General features: G+C 62.5%; 21 protein-coding genes and 1 tRNA gene. 16 read left to right on the top strand and 6 right to left on the bottom strand.

What is annotated here, in order from left to right; translation table 11 throughout:
• Positions 1–2 precede the first annotated feature (2 nt).
• The 5 genes from ABCS02_RS28185 to ABCS02_RS28165 all read left to right on the top strand — a co-directional run bounded on the left by ABCS02_RS28185 (position 3) and on the right by ABCS02_RS28165 (position 6,570).
• A complete protein-coding gene (locus ABCS02_RS28185; protein WP_345839022.1) occupies positions 3–599 on the top strand; it encodes a sugar O-acetyltransferase in 597 nt (198 codons plus the stop codon).
• Positions 596–1,162 (top strand): TetR family transcriptional regulator, encoded by a 567-nt coding sequence (locus ABCS02_RS28180; RefSeq protein WP_345839021.1) that lies wholly within the window; start codon positions 596–598, stop codon positions 1,160–1,162. The genes ABCS02_RS28185 and ABCS02_RS28180 overlap by 4 nt, the downstream gene beginning before the upstream one ends.
• 28 nt (positions 1,163–1,190) lie before the next feature.
• Positions 1,191–2,843 carry a glycoside hydrolase family 13 protein gene (locus tag ABCS02_RS28175; protein ID WP_345839020.1) on the top strand — a complete coding sequence of 551 codons (1,653 nt, stop codon included), beginning with the start codon at positions 1,191–1,193 and terminating at the stop codon, positions 2,841–2,843.
• A gap of 289 nt (positions 2,844–3,132) precedes the next feature.
• The gene (locus ABCS02_RS28170; protein WP_345839019.1) at positions 3,133–3,399 is read left to right on the top strand and encodes a hypothetical protein; all 267 of its coding nucleotides are present in this window, start codon (positions 3,133–3,135) and stop codon (positions 3,397–3,399) included.
• Positions 3,400–3,906: 507 nt separating this feature from the next.
• Positions 3,907–6,570 (top strand): AAA family ATPase, encoded by a 2,664-nt coding sequence (locus ABCS02_RS28165; RefSeq protein ID WP_345839018.1) that lies wholly within the window; start codon positions 3,907–3,909, stop codon positions 6,568–6,570.
• Positions 6,571–6,583: 13 nt separating this feature from the next.
• Here ABCS02_RS28165 and ABCS02_RS28160 read toward each other — a convergent pair whose 3' ends face one another.
• On the bottom strand, positions 6,584–6,985 hold the full coding sequence (locus ABCS02_RS28160) for a hypothetical protein (protein WP_345839017.1): 402 nt from the start codon (positions 6,983–6,985) through the stop codon (positions 6,584–6,586).
• A gap of 265 nt (positions 6,986–7,250) precedes the next feature.
• Between ABCS02_RS28160 and ABCS02_RS28155 the strand changes: the two genes are divergently transcribed.
• Both ABCS02_RS28155 and ABCS02_RS28150 read left to right on the top strand, forming a co-directional pair.
• Positions 7,251–7,321, top strand: a tRNA-Gly gene (locus ABCS02_RS28155).
• 296 nt (positions 7,322–7,617) lie between these two features.
• Positions 7,618–7,887 carry a hypothetical protein gene (locus ABCS02_RS28150; protein ID WP_345839016.1) on the top strand — a complete coding sequence of 90 codons (270 nt, stop codon included), beginning with the start codon at positions 7,618–7,620 and terminating at the stop codon, positions 7,885–7,887.
• A gap of 447 nt (positions 7,888–8,334) precedes the next feature.
• Here the strand turns inward: ABCS02_RS28150 and ABCS02_RS28145 are convergent, their stop codons facing one another.
• Positions 8,335–9,288, bottom strand: a complete 954-nt coding sequence (locus ABCS02_RS28145) for a zeta toxin family protein (protein WP_345839015.1) — start codon at positions 9,286–9,288, stop codon at positions 8,335–8,337.
• Positions 9,289–9,359: 71 nt separating this feature from the next.
• The gene (locus tag ABCS02_RS28140) at positions 9,360–9,974 is read right to left on the bottom strand and encodes a hypothetical protein (protein ID WP_345839014.1); all 615 of its coding nucleotides are present in this window, start codon (positions 9,972–9,974) and stop codon (positions 9,360–9,362) included.
• A gap of 278 nt (positions 9,975–10,252) precedes the next feature.
• Here ABCS02_RS28140 and ABCS02_RS28135 point away from each other — a divergent pair, with 278 nt between their 5' ends.
• From ABCS02_RS28135 to ABCS02_RS28120, 4 genes are all read left to right on the top strand, one after another.
• Positions 10,253–11,161 (top strand): PIN domain-containing protein, encoded by a 909-nt coding sequence (locus ABCS02_RS28135; RefSeq protein ID WP_345839013.1) that lies wholly within the window; start codon positions 10,253–10,255, stop codon positions 11,159–11,161.
• A 65-nt stretch (positions 11,162–11,226) separates the two neighbouring features.
• Positions 11,227–11,406, top strand: a complete 180-nt coding sequence (locus tag ABCS02_RS28130) for a hypothetical protein (RefSeq protein ID WP_345839012.1) — start codon at positions 11,227–11,229, stop codon at positions 11,404–11,406.
• Complete coding sequence (locus ABCS02_RS28125) at positions 11,403–12,323, top strand: hypothetical protein (protein WP_345839011.1); 921 nt, start codon at positions 11,403–11,405, stop codon at positions 12,321–12,323. Before ABCS02_RS28130 ends, ABCS02_RS28125 begins: the two co-directional genes overlap by 4 nt.
• Positions 12,324–12,330: 7 nt before the next feature.
• A complete protein-coding gene (locus tag ABCS02_RS28120) occupies positions 12,331–12,651 on the top strand; it encodes a hypothetical protein (RefSeq protein ID WP_345839010.1) in 321 nt (106 codons plus the stop codon).
• A 452-nt stretch (positions 12,652–13,103) separates the two neighbouring features.
• Here the strand turns inward: ABCS02_RS28120 and ABCS02_RS28115 are convergent, their stop codons facing one another.
• Both ABCS02_RS28115 and ABCS02_RS28110 read right to left on the bottom strand, forming a co-directional pair.
• On the bottom strand, positions 13,104–13,256 hold the full coding sequence (locus tag ABCS02_RS28115; RefSeq protein ID WP_345839009.1) for a hypothetical protein: 153 nt from the start codon (positions 13,254–13,256) through the stop codon (positions 13,104–13,106).
• A gap of 753 nt (positions 13,257–14,009) precedes the next feature.
• The gene (locus tag ABCS02_RS28110; protein WP_345839008.1) at positions 14,010–14,594 is read right to left on the bottom strand and encodes a hypothetical protein; all 585 of its coding nucleotides are present in this window, start codon (positions 14,592–14,594) and stop codon (positions 14,010–14,012) included.
• Between the two features lie 184 nt (positions 14,595–14,778).
• Between ABCS02_RS28110 and ABCS02_RS28105 the strand changes: the two genes are divergently transcribed.
• The 5 genes from ABCS02_RS28105 (at position 14,779) to ABCS02_RS28085 (ending at position 18,394) form a co-directional block, all read left to right on the top strand.
• Positions 14,779–15,474, top strand: coding sequence for a hypothetical protein (locus ABCS02_RS28105; protein WP_345839007.1), 696 nt, complete (start codon positions 14,779–14,781; stop codon positions 15,472–15,474).
• A gap of 71 nt (positions 15,475–15,545) precedes the next feature.
• On the top strand, positions 15,546–15,725 hold the full coding sequence (locus tag ABCS02_RS28100) for a hypothetical protein (protein ID WP_345839006.1): 180 nt from the start codon (positions 15,546–15,548) through the stop codon (positions 15,723–15,725).
• Between the two features lie 89 nt (positions 15,726–15,814).
• A complete protein-coding gene (locus tag ABCS02_RS28095; protein ID WP_345839005.1) occupies positions 15,815–16,300 on the top strand; it encodes a hypothetical protein in 486 nt (161 codons plus the stop codon).
• A 49-nt stretch (positions 16,301–16,349) separates the two neighbouring features.
• Positions 16,350–17,231, top strand: coding sequence for a hypothetical protein (locus ABCS02_RS28090; protein WP_345839004.1), 882 nt, complete (start codon positions 16,350–16,352; stop codon positions 17,229–17,231).
• A 137-nt stretch (positions 17,232–17,368) separates the two neighbouring features.
• On the top strand, positions 17,369–18,394 hold the full coding sequence (locus tag ABCS02_RS28085) for a hypothetical protein (RefSeq protein ID WP_345839003.1): 1,026 nt from the start codon (positions 17,369–17,371) through the stop codon (positions 18,392–18,394).
• A 539-nt stretch (positions 18,395–18,933) separates the two neighbouring features.
• On the opposite strand, the gene ABCS02_RS28080 is transcribed toward ABCS02_RS28085, so the two are convergent.
• Positions 18,934–19,398 (bottom strand): hypothetical protein, encoded by a 465-nt coding sequence (locus ABCS02_RS28080; RefSeq protein WP_345839002.1) that lies wholly within the window; start codon positions 19,396–19,398, stop codon positions 18,934–18,936.
• Positions 19,399–19,455 lie beyond the last annotated feature (57 nt).

Genomic DNA, 19,455 nt, shown 5'->3' with positions numbered 1-19,455 from the left:
GCATGGTGACCAACTTCTTCGAGGGTGACCCTCGGACGAACCGTGAGCGGATGCTTGCTGGCGACCTCTATCTCGGTGGTGAGGACCCGGAGAGCGCGAAGATCGGCCAGCGCGCGGTCCAACTGGCGGACGCATATCATCGGGCCGCTATCGCGGACGAGGCGGCCGCTCGTCCTCTGCTTGCGGAGCTCGTCGGCTCCCTTGGTGAGGGCGCGTTCGTGAAGCCCCCGCTCTACGTCGACTATGGCGAGAACATTCACATCGGTGCCGGTACGTTCATCAACTACAACCTCACCGCGCTCGATGTCGCGACCATCACGATCGGCCGCGACTGCATGATCGGCCCCGGCGTGCAGTTGCTCACGCCCACCCACCCGATCGATCCCGAACTGCGACGAGCGCACCTGGAGGCTGCCCTCCCGATCGTGATCGGCGACAACGTCTGGCTCGGCGGTGGCGTCATCGTCTGCCCCGGAGTCACGATCGGCGATGACACCGTCATCGGCGCCGGTTCGGTCGTGACCCGCGACATCCCCGCCGGCGTCGTCGCCGTGGGTAGTCCTGCCCGTGTCGTCCGATCGGTTCGGGCCGGGGAATGAGCGCAGCCGCGGCAACAGCGAGCGTTCGGCGGTTCGACCCGGATCGGCGCGATCGGATCATTGACGCGTGCCTGGACGTGATCGCCGCTGAGGGCGTTACCGGCACCTCCCACCGGAAGGTTGCGGCCGTCGCGAGGGTGCCGCTCGGGTCGATGACCTATCACTTCTCCGGGATGGAAGACCTGCTGTTCGAGGCGTTCACCCGCTTCGCCGACCGCTCAAGCGACACCTTCACGAAACGCATGCGCGACGCGGAGACACTCGCACAAGCTCAGGAGGTGATCGCTGACCTGATCAACGAGGACGTCAGCAGCGACCCGCGCGATCTGGTGATCACGCATGAGCTGTATACGCTCGCCGCACGTGAACCCCGCTTCCGGACGATCACGCAGCACTGGATGGGCCGCAGCCGGGAGGCGCTCGGACTGCACTTCGATCCAGCCACCGCGAGGATTCTCGACGCACTCATCGAGGGCCTCACCTTGCACCGCGCGTTCGACGCGGAAGCCGATCTCAGCCTCGCGATGGATGCGGTCAGACGCGTCACCCTCCAGCGCATCTAGCCAGCACCCACCTCGATTGGGGCCCTTCATGACCGATCAGAATCCAGCGCCCACCCCATCAGAGCCGTGGTGGCGGAGCGCCGTGATCTATCAGGTGTATCCGCGGTCGTTCGCGGACGGCAATGGTGACGGCACGGGCGACCTCCCCGGCATCACCCAGCACCTGCCCTACCTGCGCGACCTCGGCGTCGACGCCATCTGGATCTCCCCGTTCTACCCGTCCCCGCAAGCGGACGGCGGATACGACGTCGCAGACTACTTCGACGTCGACCCCCTGTTCGGCACACTCGACGACGCCGACACGCTCATCAACGCTGCCCACGAGCTCGGCATCCGGGTAATTGTCGACGTCGTCCCCAACCACACCAGCGACGAGCACCCCTGGTTCCAGGCCGCACTCACCGCCGCACCCGGCTCACCCGAACGCGACCGCTACATCTTTCGCGACGGCGAGACGATCCCGAACAACTGGCCGGCCGACTTCGGCGGCCCCGCCTGGACACAACTCCCCGACGGGCAGTGGTACCTGCACCTGTTCGACCCCAAGCAGCCCGACCTGAACTGGAACAATCCCGACGTGCGGGCCATGTTCCTCGATGTCATCCGATTCTGGCTCGACCACGGCGTCGACGGCTTCCGCGTCGACGTCGCCAACGCCCTGGTCAAGGCACCCGATCTGCCCGACTTCGAGGGCGACTTCGCCGACATCGTCTCCCTCCGCATCCCCACCAACAGCGCACCGTTCTACGACCAGGACGGTGTCCACGAGATCTGGCGCGAGTGGCGCACGCTGATCGACACCTACCCGGGCGAGCGGATCCTGGTCGCCGAGGCATGGGTGAACCCGCCCGAACGACTGGCCCTGTATGTGCGACCGGATGAGTTCCATCAAGCGTTCAACTTCGCGTTCTTGCTCACCTCCTGGGACGCACCCGACCTACGCCATGCGATCGCTGTGTCGCTCAGCTCCAACGGCAGCGTCGGCGCACCCTCCACCTGGGTCCTCTCCAACCATGATGTCGTCCGCCACGCCACCCGACTCGGATTCCCCGGCGGCCACACCTCCCCCTGGCTGGAAGCCGACTACGAAACACCCGATCCCGTCCTCGGCCTCCGAAGAGCCCGCGCCGCCACCACCCTGATGCTCGCACTGCCCGGCAGCGCCTACCTCTACTACGGCGAAGAACTCGGCCTACCCGAAGTCCTCGACCTCCCCGCCGACGCACGACAAGACCCCACATTTGCACGCACCAACGGTGCCGTCATCGGACGAGACGGCGCCCGCGTCCCGATGCCCTGGAACCCAGAGCCACCCGCCTACGGATTCAGCAGCGACCACCCCACCCACGCGCCCTGGCTACCGCAGCCGACAACATACGCACACCTCGCAGCATCGACCCAGACCGGAGATCCCGAGTCGACGCTCGAGCTCTACCGCACGCTCCTCCGCCATCGCCGTACACGACAGCTCGGCGCCGGAACACTTCACCCCGTGCCACTCGGCGACGACCTGATCACGTTCGACGTCACCCACGACAACGCTTCGACACGCGTCGTTCTCAACCTCGGTTCCCACCCCTGGCAGATCCCATCAACCGCTGCAATACTCGCCCACTCCGAGGGTCGCATCAGCGACGTGCTCCTCACCGACGAGGCAGTCTGGCTAGACCTCAGCAACTAGCGACGCGGCCTGCGGCAAAGTCCCTACCCGGATCCAATCGATGCACTCGCGGCCTGTATCTGTGGCGTAGCTTGCACGGCTGTTCCTAAGTTCTTCTTCTTCCCGTTCCGGCAGCCGATCATAGCCAGCTCCACCAGCTCCGTTCCCTCCACGCGCTATTTGCAGACTCCACTCGCTGCGCTCCCTGCGCTTAGCAACCACTCCCTCCGGGCACTGCGCTGCCTCCACCCGCTCTCGATCTTCGTGCCGGAACGGCAAGACAACGATCGACCCCAAGGGAGTGAGCGGGATGCGGGTATTCATCATCGACACCAGCAACATGGCGCCGGAACTACAAGGCGGACTCATCGGCGTAGAAGGCTCCCTAAACCCGACCGCGGCGGAGAAGCATGAGTGCCTAGAAACCGTCAGCACGTTCATGATGGATGGTTGGGCGATCGCCGCCAACCCGCGCACCCCGATCGGCTGGCTCGCCGCGCTCACCGCCGAGGCCGCATGTGTGCCCTTCGTCAACATCGCCGCAATCGTCAGGTCAGCCCCTGAACCGGCACGGTAGGTCCCGACGAATTTCGGATTTGCGCGTCAATTCGGTCTTGGAGACACAACGTGTAGGTATGAGAGCTTTGGCTTCGGGGATAGCGCCGTGGCGCGCCTCGCCATTGATACTTCCTGGCGGCCCGCCGCATCCGCTCGTCGACGGCGGCTGTGCCCCGGGCTAACCTCTGCCGCCTTGCAACCGAAGACGCTGAGCCGCTACCGGTTCGAGTTTGCGTCGGTGGTTAGACGGACAATGGCCCCGCGGTCCCCGGCACGGTTCAAAACGGAGAAGCGGCCCGATTCTGATGAATATCTAGCGGGTTTCGGACATTTGGGCTGTTTGCGCGCCAAAACCGGCTTCGAACCGGAAGTTCTAAGTAGAAGGACGTTTTCTCGAATGGACAAGACTGTCCAGTTTCGAGAAGCCCGAGAACAGGTCAGAGGGAGGTGAGTGCAGGTGCGAGGCGGAGTAGCCCGATGGAAGCGAGGACAGCAGTCCCACGGGGTCAGCCAAGCGGTCAACTACGTGTTCAGCGGTGTCTGTGACGCCACCCTCACCGCCAAAACGGCAGACGGGGTGATCGCCGCCGCCGGCTACGCCGACGCCGTGATGACCCGGTACATCGTGGAGAACGGTGCCATCCGCGACGACCTCCTCACCCGCGACCAGCTCAAAGCCTGGGTCGACGGGCTGGACCCACTCACCGGGAAGCGGCGTGGCCGGGACTTCGAGTCGCCTGCCGCGGATTTGATTCTGGATGCGACGATTAACGCGCCGAAGTCGTTCTCGATCGCCGCCATGCTCGACCCCGACCTGGCGGCAGCGTATGAGGACCTCCAAGACCGGCTCCGTGACCGGATTGTGAAGCTCTGGCAGTCCGAGCTCAACGCCCGCCGCGGCAAAGGCGGCGCGATCCGCGAAGACCTGGCCCGGATCGAGGTCGTCGAGCTCCGGCATGAGCGCTCTCGCTCCCTGGACCCGCACAAGCACCGCCACCTGTGGCTGAACGTCAAAGTCCAAGGCGTGGACGGCAAGTGGTCCAACATCGACACCCGTGTCGCGTTGCGGTTCCAGAACGTCATCAACGCCGAAGGCGACCTCGCCACCCGCACCGACCCGGCATGGATCGGGGCACTCGCAGCCAAGGGGTTCACCCTCAATGCGGACGGCGAGATCACAGAATTGCGGCATCTGGTGCGGCCGCTGTCGAAACGATCCGCGCAGATCGAAGCCAACAAGGTCGTCCGCACCGCCTGGTGGAAGCAGCAGCACCCAGGACAGGAACCTTCCCATGATGTGCTGAGCCAGATCGACCGGTGGGCGTGGGCCGCCGGCCGACCCAACAAGCCCGGCAACCTGGACGAAGACGACTGGGCCGAGGTCATACGTCAGGAACTGTGGACGGCTGATCCGACGATGGGTCAAGTACGCGCCCCTGCCCCCCTTTCCGCCGTCTCTATCGAGGACCTAGATGTGGAGCTTCTTGCGGCCAGAGCGATCGTTGATGCTGATGCCCGCTCGACGGGAACGGGCGGCCGTTTCAGCGACATGGACATCCGTGGCGGCGCCATTCGCGCGATCGCAGCCACAGGCGTTCTGGCGGAGCGAAGTGAGCTCGCCGCAACTGTAGATGTTGTCGCAGAGACGGCTGCTCGCACCTACACGGTGACGCTTCTGAACGAATCTGATACGCCGAAGCACATCAAGCATCGAATGGCCACCTCGACCGTTGTTGTGAAGGCGACCCTTGCGAATCGGATCGACGCGATGGCGGCGCCGGGGGATGCGATCTCGACCACGGAGATTAACGCGATCGCTCATGCACTCGACCCTGAGCGCGTCCTCGATGGTGACCAGACCGACGGTGCAGCCGCACTCGCCGGAACAGCCTCAATCGTCTCTATCACCGGCGCCGCGGGAACGGGCAAAACAACGATGCTCAAGGTCGCCGGCGCAGCACTTCGCCGACGAGGCCGAAACATGATCATCGTCGCTCCCACCAAAAAGGCCTCCACCGTTGCTGGCCGCGAAACCAACAGCGCCGCCACCTCTCTCCACCAGCTCCTCCATGACTACGGGTGGCGTTGGACAACTACCACCTCTGGTAGCACCGAATGGACGCGGGTGCTTCCCGGGACAATCGATCCGACTACCGGTGCCAGCTATCGCGGTCCTCGAATCTCGATTCGGCCTGGCGACAGGATCGTCGTCGATGAGGCCGGCATGCTCGACCTCGAAGCAGCGACGGCGTTCATGGATGTCGTCGAACGCACCCGGGCAACCATCGCGGTCGTCGGCGACGACTATCAGGCTCTCCCCGTCGGACACTCCGGCGCCATGGCCTTGTTCCGATCTGCATCATTCGGGCGGATCGAACTCACGAACATCCACCGATTCCGCGACACAGATTGGGCCGATCTCACCTTGCGGCTTCGAGACGCCGACGGCGCTGAAGAAGGCCGGCGGATCGCTGCGGAGTTGATCGAAACCGGACACGTGGCATCCGTCACCACCGAGGTTGAAGCGCGGCAAAGAATGGTCGATGGCTGGTTCGATGCGGCCCGGCACGGGCAGACGATCGCCCTTGTCACCGCTACCCATGCCGAAGCGCAGCAAGTCAACGAAAGCATCCAGAGTCAGCGAATCGCGTCCGGTGCACTGACCGCCATGCACCAGGTGCTTTGCCAGTCCGAACAGCCATGTTTCGTGGGCGATGTCGTCCAGACTCGACGCAACGACAGCACCTCTGGAGTGGAAAACCGTCAAACCTGGACCATCAAGAGCATCACCAAAGACCACGTGCTCCTGGCCAGCCTCACCGACTCGTCCCACCTAAAGAAGATCACGCACGAGTACGCCGCCTCGCACCTGCATCTCGGCTACGCCAGCACCGTATACGGCGTCCAAGGAGAAACCACCGAGCGATCCATCGTCGGCCCCGGCGTCGACGCGGCTGGCCTCTACGTCGGTCTCACCCGCGGACGCGGGAGAAACGAAGCGATCGTCATCGCAGGAACGATACGCGCCGCAATCTCCGAATTGGCGGACACCATGCAGCGCCAGCCGCGAGAAGAGACGCTCGAGAAGTCCCGGATCGCCGCCCGCCGTGAACTGGCCCGCGCATCCCGTAGCGACCCGACCCGAGATTCGGCCACGACCGAAGCCTCCTCGCTGTACCTGCGTCTCTGACCTGACCGCACCGCTACCCTGACACCAAGCCCGAGGCCAAGATGTTGAGCCCGGGCCGGCTCGCGCCCGCCAACGTCGCGTCGACCGCGTGGTACCAGAGGACCGCCACGCCAAGCTCATCTGCTCGCTGCTGCCCCACCGGCCGAACGCCCCCGCGTACGAAGATCAACGCCTGCCGGCCATCGGAGGCGGCAAGCCGCGCAGCGTTCTCAACGGCATCGACATCCAGATTTCCCCGTCGATTGTCGACCCAGGCGAGATAACGAGAACTGTAGAGATCGCAGAGTTGACGTGCAGGATCTTGCGCGACGACGGTGTCCACCGCGCCGAGGTAGATCATCCATTCGCGGCACAACTCGACCGCTTCATCGGCAGAGACACCAAACGGCCTCGGCGCCGGAGGCTCACGTTCCACCCCACCAGTCTGCCCGACGCCACGGTCAACCGAACTGACGCACTAGCTTTCGTGACAATTGAAGCCGACCTCGGGAAGTCTGACACGACACTGGCATCGTTAGATCCTCCCAATATTGTTGAGCGGTCTCGGCCCGTGCATGCTGTGAAGCTACGGCCAGAAATCCCAAAGCGGTGAGTAAACGGTGAGTTTGGCCAAAAACCATTGAGCGGGTAGTCTGGGCCGAAGCCTTACATCCCAGTGATTTACTGGGATTCCCGGCCACGCGAGTGTAGTTCAATGGTAGAACTTCAGCTTCCCAAGCTGATAGCGCGGGTTCGATTCCCGTCACTCGCTCCGCGTGTGGCTTCTCATGGCACCCTAGGTGTCGATTCAACGTGAAACCTGCGAATCGAAAGCAACGTGTGCGAACGAAAGCTTCGTTTGCGAATCTTCCCTCCATGCTTGGGCAAATGGTCGCCCATCTTTGTGATGCTTGGCGCGGCTCAAGTTTGTAACCGACCGTTCAGGGCGGAGCTCACACTTCGACCATCGGCCCGCGCCGGCCAAATCTGTTGGCGTGTCTAGAGGATTCGATTTACTCTCGATTCGAACATATGTTCCGAACCTAACTTCGAAGGACGGGAACGAAAATGAGCACGATTCATGCAAACGAATTCGTGTCGGTCTGGGTCGATGGTGGCCGACCAGTTCGAATGATTTGGCGCGGGACACGTTATCTAGTGACCGATCTTCCAACGCCGCTGTATCGGCGGTTCGACCATGACGCACTGAAACACCCCACAGAGCGTGTCATCGGGTGGCGGTTCCAGGGCCGTAGTGCCGCCGACGGAGAAAAGAGGGTGTTTGACGTCCGTCAGATCGCCGACGGCCGGCGGGAATTGGCCGGCGTCTACGCGTGAGCCAAAAGCGCTATGAGCTTGGGAATCCCGACCTCAAGGCCGAATCCGAAGCACGGGATCGACGGCCCAAACCCGTGAGTCTGCCCGACTCGCTCGTCAGGCGGACGGGCCGGCGGCAGGATGAGCAACGCCCTGTGCGCGTGCGCGCGATCGTCCCGGTCCGAGTGGCATACTCGGACGTCATCGAAGTCGATGCCGATGTCATCGCCTCGACACGGGGCGGCGCCGTCCTGGTTCGATTCGTACCCGCTGGTGAACGGCATGAGGAATATGTCTGGTTGTGGGCCAATGCCGTCCGCAGGGTCGGATACTTGGAGTGATGTCGGACCGACTCGGTATGCAACCCGGGAATGGGTTCGGACCCGCAGCTTAAAGGAAGCCGGACGTGGTCTCGGGAGATGGATCCCTCATCAAACCAGGCGAGTGGCCAATCCAAGTCAGTCGGGATCAGCTCGCCTCTTCCTCCGGATCCGCATCGGCAGCAGCAGGTGAGTCGGTTGCCCATGTTGGTTTCACAGGATTATCGCCCGAGGCGTAGTGCGTGGTGTTCCAGCCGCTGGCCGTCCGCACGGCGATGTCTGTTGCTTCCGGTGCCGCGTCCATTCGAGCGACGTGGTAGCGGGCAACCTTGGTGACGTTCTTCGACGTCGCGATCATCGACGTCGCTGACACGTTGCAGATCGAGGAGTCGCCCCCGCTCGGGTACATTTCTTGGACGACTCCCTGCGGCACCCATCGGCCCCCAAGTTCGGCACTTTCGGAGGCAGCGGCGGTTCCATCGATCGCTGCGATGAATCCGCGGGACCAACGCTTGTCAGCGCGCGCTTCAGCAACTGGGCGTGGGGCGTCGACCACGATGATTGTCATAGTGTAGCCAGCAGCCTCCAGCTCCTCAGCCAGTTTTGCGGCCGAAATTGGGTTCCCCAGGGTCCCGTCGATGATGATGGATTCGCCTTCCGCGATTGCGACGGCGCGTGCGCGTTTGACGAGTTGGGAGGATTCCTCGTGGACGAGTGCCGCCTTCTCGCGCGGCCACACCTTCTCGCCGCTTCTCGCGGCATCGACGGCCTCTTGCGGAGCGAGATGCCCGTCGATGGATCCGTCCGCGATTGCTTCGGCCAGCAGGTAGTCCTTGAATCGATCGGCGTCGAGGATCCGCCATTCATCCTCAGTCGATGCTTGCTCCTTCAGGATCATACGGAGGACGGTGGACTTGCCGCTGCCGGGAGGACCGGCCAGTATGATCGCCTCCCTAACCTTTCGCACATTCGGTTTCTCGGCACGGAATCGGGCGAGGATGCTGTCGAGAGTGCGCTGTCTTGACGCACGCGGGAGCCCAATCGTTGCGCGGTACCAGCTGGAGTTGTTGATACTGGCGGCCGCCGTGTCGGCTCCGATCACCCCGCCAGGCTTCGTGAGCTCCGTGAGGATTGTGCGATGGGAGGCGACCTTGGCCTCCCGTTCGGCAACGTTCACCGCCGGGCGTGGGCCGGTTGTTCGAGTGATATGAGAGTGGTGTACACAGTCGCGTGCTCTGTGAGCTCTGTTTGAGGGTCGCTGGTTGGGGGTGGAGCAGCTGCCTTCCGCTCAAGGGCATCAGCGATCTCGTCGTAAAGATCGTCGTCGAGCAGTCCGGCCGAGTGCGCCGCGATGAGATCGTCGAACGACCCGTTCACCGTTGCTAGCACATCATCCTGCTCGCCCCGAGTACGGCTATTCCAACTTCGATAGGGCCACGACGAAAGCAGATAGACCACTTGATCCCTCGTCAGCTGCCCGCGCGAATAGCGAAGCGCGGCCTCGTAGGGGGACGCCATCACCCTCCCGATTGAAGGAGGAAGACCCAACTGTTCGGCGAGCGCCTGAATTTGATTGCCTGAGGCTCCGGCTTCCCACTGGGCCTGCAGCTTTCGCCCGCGCGCAGCCCACCGAGAAACATTCGCTTGCGAGGTGTGAAGCACGTTCGCGACAGCCGCCTGAGAGGGCGCCTCCTCCACAGCGTCAGCGACGGTGCGGTACCAATCCTCTTCGCCGACTCGGCGGTGGGCGGCCGCCGCGTACAGCCGGGACCGCCAGGAAGTTGCCACAGTGGATCACCTCAACTCTTGGTCTATACAATATTGTAAGCCCGCCGGATGTGAGAGGTCTAGCCCACAGGAAAAGGGCGACGGCCATGGCCCCAACCGGCCGCCTCAGCCGGACCGCTCCGGTGAACCTGGGCTGGCTGTACGCTGGCGGACATGAGCGGTAGGTTCGCGACCCGCGATCGCGTGAAGACCATCGGCGTCGTCAAGGTGACTGAGCACCAGGTCGCCAGGTCTATATCGCAGGAACAGCGGTCTCAACCGCTTGGGCTGGCCGCATCATGACCCGGGCGAAGGCTCCGACACTGCGGGAAGGGGTGTCCGCCGAGCACGCAGCGCGCCTCCTTCGTGAAGCCGCGCGCGAAGCCGGCAACGTCGCCGGCCGACTCTCGGCCGCCTCGCACTCGGATCAGGACTACCTCGATTGGGCGCATACCCAAGCGAGTCCGCTCGCCTCGGTGCTGCCTCCTGTCGAAATGGATCGGCTGCTTTTCACCCGGCGCTACTGGGCGACCTACGAAAACGCAACCGTTCAGGGCAATCCGTACCACGTCCGGGCGATCTCGCAGGAGCTCGGCGACCGCCAGGCCGAACTCACGGCAGCCGCCGACGCGCTAGACGAGGTGATTGCGGAATGGGCCTACAAGGATGCCGAAGGCGCAGCCCCGGCCCGCTGGCACGCCCTAGTGCTGGACACGAACGTGCTCGAACTTCACCATCACCACCTCAGCGAACTGAACTGGTGGCAGAGGCTTGAGCTCCCAGAGGGTGGTCTCCGTCTGATCATTCCGTCGGTCGTCCGCGACGAACTCGATGCTCACAAGCTCACGAGCAACCAGCCGTTGATCAACAGGGTGAAGGTCGAGCAGCGCAAGCAGGCGAGTCTGGCGCTGCGCTATCTGAACCGCACTGTCCCCCAAGGTAAGCACGGCGCTGAATTGGACACACCCGTCCGTTCGCGGTTGGGGCTCGATCTGCAGGTTGATGAACTCGATCACCGCCGGCTGCCGTCGCCCGACAACGAGATCGTCGCACGCGCCCTCGATCTCGTGCCGTTCGCTCAGCGAGTCTATTTGGCCAGCTACGACAACAACATCCGCTCCACCGCCGAGCTCTACGGCCTCACGACCCTGCGCCTGGACTACGCCGACGTCGACGAGGCGGATGTGCAAGCGAGCATGGGGCGTTGACTCGTAACTCAGGATGCGGCAAGCTGCGGCCCCGCGGACGGATGGTCGGCAGTACGCTCACGAGCATGTGCGGCAGGCTCGCGGTGGATGATCGCGTGAAGACGATCGTCGGCGATCAAGCCTTCGTCAACGAAGCTATCCGCGCTGGCGTCGCCGAAGCGTCTACGCTGCGTTTCGACCGGGTGGCCGCGTTCAATGTGACCGACAACGGCCCGCAGCTGACTGAACACGCGTGCGTCGCATGACGACCGAGGAGGACCCCTCGCCCGATGAGCGGGGGCGCGTGTACGCCATGCACCTGCAGTCGCTTGTCCCAGGATCCTCGACTGCATTCGCCGAATCGACACGGACCCTGGACATCGCTACACAACTCCAGGGTGTTGGCTGGCAAGCCCCGTTAGCCGAATTCCAAGCCACAATGAAGGGTGTACCGCGCGGCCTCGGGCACGCGCTCCTCAGTCGTATCGCGGCGACGGGTGAGCAGCTATCGCTCGCGTGGACGGCGCTCTCAGATGCGCGGCGCTGGCTGCAACCTGGAGTCGACGCGAGCACAGCGGCCATGGGGGGTCGCGCGCTGGCTGAGACTGCCGGGTACTTCATGATTGCTGCCGGCCACGGGCTCGCCAACGCGACGCTACGGGTTCTCCTGCTCAACGAAAATGCGCGCGAGGCCGCCGGTGGCATCTCAGGCATCATTGTGGGCGACCCCTTCACCACCGAGACCCGTGGGTGGATCTCTCTTGAGCGAGACGCTGCGCGGAAGCTGCGCAGGTATGCTCGCGCCGCTGGCGGCGACGACGCGCTGCGCCTTGCCGAGGCCGTCGGAGAGCTCGCCAAAGATCCCGCCTGGCGCGAGCTCATCGACACCCGTCGGCGCGATTTCCACCAGCTGCGCCCGCAGAGCGTCTCCGGCGGCGTCAATCCGCACAACCCGTGGAAGCCGAACGGCAAGGAGGGAAGCGTCGTGCTCCGGGTCACGACGCGCCCGACAATGGAGCCGATCCCCGCGGCCGACGCGATCGCAATCGCCGACGCCGCTCTGGAGGCGATCACCACGGCGGCCGAGACGTGGCTCGAGGTCTGGCCCTACGCCCAGGCAGATGTCGGCGTGCCCATGCACAAACTTGATCGAGATCCGGATGCGCCACCACTCGGAACCTGAGCGCTGCATGGATGCCGACCACGCGCTCGCTTTTGTTCTGAACAATTCCAGTGCGGCGCTTCTGCGCGCCCCTCCAGCCGCGCAACACGGCAAGTCAGTTCAGGGCTCGCCCGTCCGTCGCCTGGCCGGATCGTTGCCTCTTCCTGTGTCGCCGAACGATTCGACGGTTGCGAATACGATTTCCGATGTTCTTAAAGTCACCCCAGGTCGTGGTGATCGGAAGTCCTGCCGCCTGAAGTGCTTTGTGTTCGGAATCCCTATTCGCGAGACCAATCAGGGCCATCACCCCAGAAGTAACGCCAAAGAGGACAGTTATCAGCCCGCCTAGCCATTGGGGGCCAGTTGTTTCATTGGCAAGCTCAATCCACCCCATTGCATTGAATAGGACGCAATAGGCGACCCCGAGCGCGATTAATGGAGATCGAATCCCGAGACCCTTGCCGCTCTGGACGAAGCGAGCCGCGTTGACTCGCGCGTCGTCCGCGAGCTCTCCGACCAGGACCAGGGTGGGGTCCGCGTCACCAAACTGCCGGGGCGCATTTCCGCCCGGTATGCGAGCCAGCTCCGCCGACAGCCGAAGGGATGCTTCTGCCCGATCAGCCAATCGCTTCCCTCTACTGACCCGCGTTGAGACCAGCGCGACGATCGAGATAACGATGGTGATTCCTTGCAAGACTGCACTAACGACGCCCACGTCGCATGAACCTTCCTACACATTGGCAATCGCTCGCCCAGGTCAAGCTTGAGGCGGGACTGCTACCGCCCACAGTGGTCTCGTGCTCAGTCCTTATCGGCTTCGTCGATCCGACCACCGGCAGCCGTAAGGCCACCGGTCAGGTCTGCGCCCTCCTGCAGATAGTCGCCAAAATCGCTGAAATCAGTTCCATCGCTGACATCGTCGAAATCAGTACCGTCGAAATCCGGTCGTCCCATGACTACCCTCCAAGAAGCTGAGCCGAAAACACTGTTGCAAGAGATGCGGCCGACAGAACTAGGGCCCCGAAACCTGCCCAAACCCAGGCGGCACGAGCTGTGAGGTCACCTTCGCGGCGAGCGATCGAATCCGACTTGACTCGCACGATTTCAGCTTCAACAGCTTGTGCAGTCTTGGTTGTGTCGAGAAACGAGTCCGTAAGGCGTCGCGCGACAATTCCGTAACGTCGACCCGGACGCAGGGCCACTGCGGCGCAAAGCAGCGCGAGTGACGCAAACACAAACGCTGCGATCCCGAACCATTGGAACCGAGTCCACAGCTGCGAGGTGGTCGCTGCGATAAGCACACCTGCGGACACGGCCAGAAAGGAGCCTTTGCTCGAAACGCTTAGCGTTCGCTCCCCGACGTCCGTGGTCAGGCGATCGAGTTCCTCGTTCAGAAGGCGGACACGATCAAACTTCCGGCGCGCCAGAGTTTCGCGTTCAGATGGACGGTCGCGCTTCACTGTTTCGCTCTCGCTGGGTGCCACAGCGATTTTCGGGGTCCCTCAACGCTCGCGGTCCCCTTACTCCGTGCGCATGCCACACTCGAAAGTCTTTTGCATTGAAGGCCACCAGGTCCAGCCCCCAAAGGGGGCGAAGCAGGGTCCGCGTTTGAGTGTCGCTAGCGACGGCGTTGAGTATCGACCGACCCGCCCGGCACTCGATCCCGTTGTTGCGGGAGCGGTGACCCTCATCTTCTGAACGGGCGGCCTACGGCGCAGCCGATTGGCGCTGCTCAAGCTTCGCCACGAGTGCACGAGCTTCTTCGATGAATTGATCAGCGCGCATGTGGATCTCCTGCGTCTTCTCGACCGCAAATGAGACCCAGCCCTCGGTTTGCGAGCTGGCGATGTTTGCGAAGACGTTGAAGGCACCCGAGAGTTGAGCGAACGTCTCCCTCATCTGATCGAGACCTGGCTCTATCTCGAAGTCACCGCGTCGTTGCTCAGCTACCTGCCACGCTGCGTCGACACGCTCAATGATCTGCGCTATCCGTTGCTGCGTGGTTTGCGACCCGACTATGACCTGCCAACCTGAAGTCGACGACCGCATTTCTCGAGCAAGGGCAACGTGTGGGTCCAAGATTGCTCTTATCCGCTCGTAGCGTTGCACAGCGGCAGCTCGCGCCTCTCGCTCAAATTCCGCTTGGCGAGCCAATGTGGCTTGCTGCGCGCTGAATTCAAGTGTGCGTCGTTGTTGACGGCCCCCAGCAATCACGGTCGCCACGACGCCGCAAAGTGCGACAGACGATGTGATCGAAGCGCCGATGATGATCGCCGCGCTCGTGTCCGTCATGCCGCGAGCGTACTGCCACCTCCCTTGAGAACCTCGGCCGACGCGGCCACAGGCTCTGCTCGCTGCTGAACGCAAGCCAGCGAGCTCCGCTGTAGCCCTAACCAAGAGAACAGCCACGCCGATTGGTTAATCGGACCCCGACGGTTAGGACCCGATGGCACAACAACTCCCCTGGGAAGCTCAGATGGCAGATCTGGAACGATTCGCCGCAGCAACCGGCGAACTTCCTCGCAGAAATGCGCGTCTTGACGCCGACCATGTCAATCCACGTGAAGATCGCCTCGCAAACTTCCTGTCCGCGCAACGGCGTCGTCGCGCGGTTCTGACGTCGGAGCAGATCGGGCGCATCGAGGCGCTTCCTGGATTCAGTTGGACTCCGCTCTCCGACGCCTGGGAGGCGAACGTCAGAGACTATGGCGCCTTCTATCTCAGCCACGGCCGTTTGCCCTCAGGTGCGAGCAAAGACCCCCGGGAGCGACGACTCGAGGCATGGGCAAGCGAGCAACGGGGATTGGCCCGCGGCGTCGAAGGGCGGAATCCGCCAACGCGGGAGCGCCTAGAGCAGCTCGGCGACATCCCTGGCTGGCGCTGGGACAACCCTGTGATCAACGATGTCGAAGACTCGCTGATTGCGGACCTCAGGCTTTTTGTGACCGAAACCGGTCGCGACCCGCGAAACGTGCGCGCTCGGTCCGGGAAGACGCTTACGCCTGAAGAGGCCGATGAGGGCCGGTTGCGGCGCTGGATCGATCGACTCGCCAAGCGTTCCAAGGCCGGCACGCTCGACGCCGAGCTCGAGAGCAAAGTGGTTGGTATTCTCGGGTCTCCCCTGGACTCCATCGGTCGAAATAAGAGGGCTGGCGCTCGCAATCCCAAGTAGGTGGCCAGAAGCCACTTTCGCTTATACAGCGCAACGGCGGCCCTGTCGCTCGCGAGTCATAACCTTGGGGCATGAGCCTGGTTGAATTGTTCGATCAAATCACCGACCGTGAACGTGAGAAACTCGATGACGCGTTGGCGCTCGATCTCCCGTCCGAGGTGAAGGCGGAGATGCTCGCGAATATCCGTGACGTCGCAATCTGGGAAGCGCTCCATGCCATCGCTGAGCGCCTGGACCGACCGAGTATCTAACCGTGTCGCAGAGACGAGCGAGCAGCGCACCCCTCTCGGATCCGGACAGAATCGCGTTGTTCTTGGATTCAGTGTCGCGATACGAGGAGATGTCCCGCGCCTTCGAATTGCCCGAAACAGTAACTCTCGGGTCAAGCCACGATCAACGCAACTACTGGTTGCATGTGCTGCACGGCGCACTTTTGCGCAAGTATGTGTCGCCGGACGATAATCTGTTCCTCCGCCGCGTGATCGACGCATTCGAGCGGAGCGTCGACGGCTCGAATCCCGAGGTCCGTGCGACTTGGACGGAACTCCGAAAGGCATTCAAGTCCCTTCGTCAGGGTGGCGGGATCGAATACGTCATCAACAACAACGTCAACATAACGAGCCAAATGTTGGCCTTCGACGACCTCTACGGCACCTTGCTCCATGGAGACTTCGACCGATGGATTCGCTCCAGACACGGCTCATTGATCAACGAGATCGCGCTATTCGAGTGGGTGCTTGGAACCAGAAACTTCGTGCTCGCAGTTCGGGATTTCTGGCGTCTTGCGGAACGAGACCAGCTGATTCGGGTTACCCTCCAGACATAGCGCGGCCTGGAACGTCTTGTGGTACATCGCCGCTGGTTAGCATGTGCTCATGTTTCACAATCAGCGCCGCCGCCAGAGGGCACAGGAGGAAGCGGAAGCCGCGGGTGCCGACTTCTGGGTCGACACGTTCTCAGAACCGTTCCGGGTCCAACTCGGTCGCTATCTGTACGGCAACTACCATCACTCAGACGCGATAACCATCCTGGGTCGAGCGCAACAACTCATCCTTGATGATGAGGGGCTTCGCTCATTGACTGGGGCCCGTGAACTGAACACCGCTGAAGACCTGGCGCGCTACTTGGATTCCTGCCCCGACGCAATGGTTCCCACTGTCATCGAGGCAATTGGGCAGTCCATCGACGACTACACCCGGCAGGTTACCCAGACCAGTTGGCAGACTAATCAGATAGTCAAAGAACAGCGGGATCACTATGAGGAGTTCGTGAACGAACGCCTCCTGCGACACCGCATCAGATATGAGTTCATTACCGGTGAGATGGTCGAGAAGAACTCACTTGAACTTCACTCAGAAGTGGTTGCACCAACCTTGCGGTTACTCGGCGGTCGACCGGGATGGGAGAAGGTCGAACGGGCATATCAGAATGCGCTCGGCGAGCTCCACGGGGGTTCCGCACCTGACGCGATTACTGATGCCGGAACCGCTCTTCAAGAGGCACTCGAGGCTCTAGGATGCAAGGGAAATGCGCTCGGTCCGCTCATCCTCGACGCGAAGAAGCGTGGCCTTTTCGCATCGCATGACGAACGCTTGACGCGAGCTACCGAAGATGTAATGCAATGGGTTTCCGCAGACCGAAGCGCGAATGGTGATGCTCATCACGCGATCTCATCAAGTCAGGAAGACGCCTGGCTGATCGTCCACATAGTAGGTGCCTTGATAGTTCGACTGGCCAACGACTCGCCCCGCACGTGACCGCACTTGCGCACTTCGAATAAGCCCCTTGACCGCGTTCCGTTTGCACCAGGGACGCAGCAAGGTCGAGAAGGTTGAGTCTGCCTGAGCCGGGTAAGTCGCGGTGGGCTGGGCTGTCTCCGCCATACTCTTGGTTCATGAGCTCCGTCGGCCGATTCAGCCCGTTACCGTCAGAGATTCGTCGACGCCAAGCCCTTGCCGAACTAGAAGCCCGCGAAGGCGTGAACTGGCTTGAGAGCTGCCCGCCGTCGGTGGGTCACAAGGTCTACGCCCTTCTCGGAGGCATGACCAACGCTACTTATCGGGTACTTACGCACGCAGATCGGCACCGGACCGTCGGCAGCGCGGAAGGATCAGTCGAGGTCGACGCGTGGCGATCGCTTGAGAACGGCGATGGCTCGGACGAGGACCGTCTGGATGTAGTCGCTGCCGTTATGTACGCGTTTGCCAGCCTCGCAAAAGGCGACGAAGACTTGGTCGAGGTCGGCGAATGGAATTCTCAAGAGTGGGAAAAGCCGTGGTATCGGCCCACCGAGTTCGAGGAGACGGTCAACGACTTCCTCCTTGGAGCTCGCGTGAACTGGGAGTTCCGTGATGGGCGATTTCTCCCGCGAACGAGTTCAGTTCTGCACGACGAAGTTGTCCAGCCCGCAACCCTTTTGCTCGAAGCTGATCCAAAGTTCTCGAAAGCCTCCGCCGGACTTCAACTGGCGCTGACAAGGCTTTCGGAAAATCGGCCCGACGCCGCGATAACCGATGCAGGCGCGGCGCTTCAGGAGCTCTTCCGGGCGCTCGGGGCGACAGGCAACTCCATTGGAGACCAACTCAATGCAGCGCAGCGCATTGGGCTCATCACGGCTGCCGACCGAAACCTCATGAAGCCAATCACCGATTGGGTCAACGCGGATCGCTCCGACCACGGGAACGCCCACGCGCACCGCGACGGGGATGTGACGCGAGCCGACGCGTGGCTCGCTATTCATGTCGCCGCCGCCCTTGCGGTGCGACTTTCGAATCAGGAGCCGCGCGAAATCAATGCAGCACGTGCGCGACGCGATGAGCAGCGCCGTCTACGCGAAGCTGCCGAGGTCGCTCGACCCGAAGCACTGCCGGACACGCGGGGTTCGGAACGCTTCAGCAGTGGTGATGAAACGCCCTTCTGACACGACGCGACCTACTCCGGCCATCCCTCACGCAGCTCCGACAACTGCACGTCGTCGCAATTCAACCCATCCCCGAAATTCGAACTCAGCCTCGCGAGAAGCGCCGATCGTTCCTCCGGCGTTAACGCGGTGAGGTCGGTTCTGGTCGCACTGGCCGTCGGAAACACGAAGTTGACGTCCCCTCCCCGGTCAGCCTGCAGGGGTCGTCGAGCGGATCGAAGGGCCTCGACATATGCCTCTCCATAGCGAGCCCGGTCTTCCCACGCCCCTGCGGCGTTCAATATCGCCTGGATGTCTTGCTCAATATCGGGTGTCGGGCCGTATGCGCGTCTAACCGCCATCCGGATCAAAGCCGAGATCGAAAACCCGGTGCGCGCAGATTCGGCGTCCAGAAGCGCTCGGTCATACAACGTCAGGGAAATGTGGATGCGAATGGCCCGCAATTTCATCCCCTATTCGAGCCGAACATAGACGGCCGAGCTTGTTCATCCATACTTTTCACCGCCTCTGCTATTTGCATTCGCAGCCAGCGACGTTTGTTATCGAGAAGGGCCTTCAGCGGCGCCGTCCCCTCCTGAACCGACACGCTCGCGGAGCGCACGAACAAGCAGTGTCTGGTCCAGCCAGTCGTGAGGGTCGCCGCCGCCGGCGACCACCTCAACGATGCTGTCGACTCTGTTATGAAGATGGACGATGACATTGGCGGCGTAACGTTGCGGCATCTCCGCAACCAGGAATGGACGCCGCAGGATGTCGATCCACAGTTCGCCTTGCAAGACGATGTGAGGGTCGAATGTACCTGGCGGACGGGCATCCAGATCGGTGACAGGGGCTTTGCTCGTCGCCTCAAATCCGTGGATCCGAATGTAGCGGAGCGTTCGCATATACGCGGCTACGACCTCATCGAATGACACGTCCCGCTCGAGCGCGGCCATGATGACGGGACCGGGGTCGGTATCGAAGGCGTGAGCTAGCTCGATGATTTGCGTGTAGCCATCCATCATCGGCCGGCCTCCTTGTTCACGCCGATCGCTCTTGACCACACGGTAGCAAACGGTTAG

It is taken from the genome of Microbacterium sp. X-17, assembly GCF_039615055.1.
The sequence above is the reverse complement of the archived record's forward strand: the minus strand, read 5'-3'. Positions and strand labels throughout refer to the sequence as shown.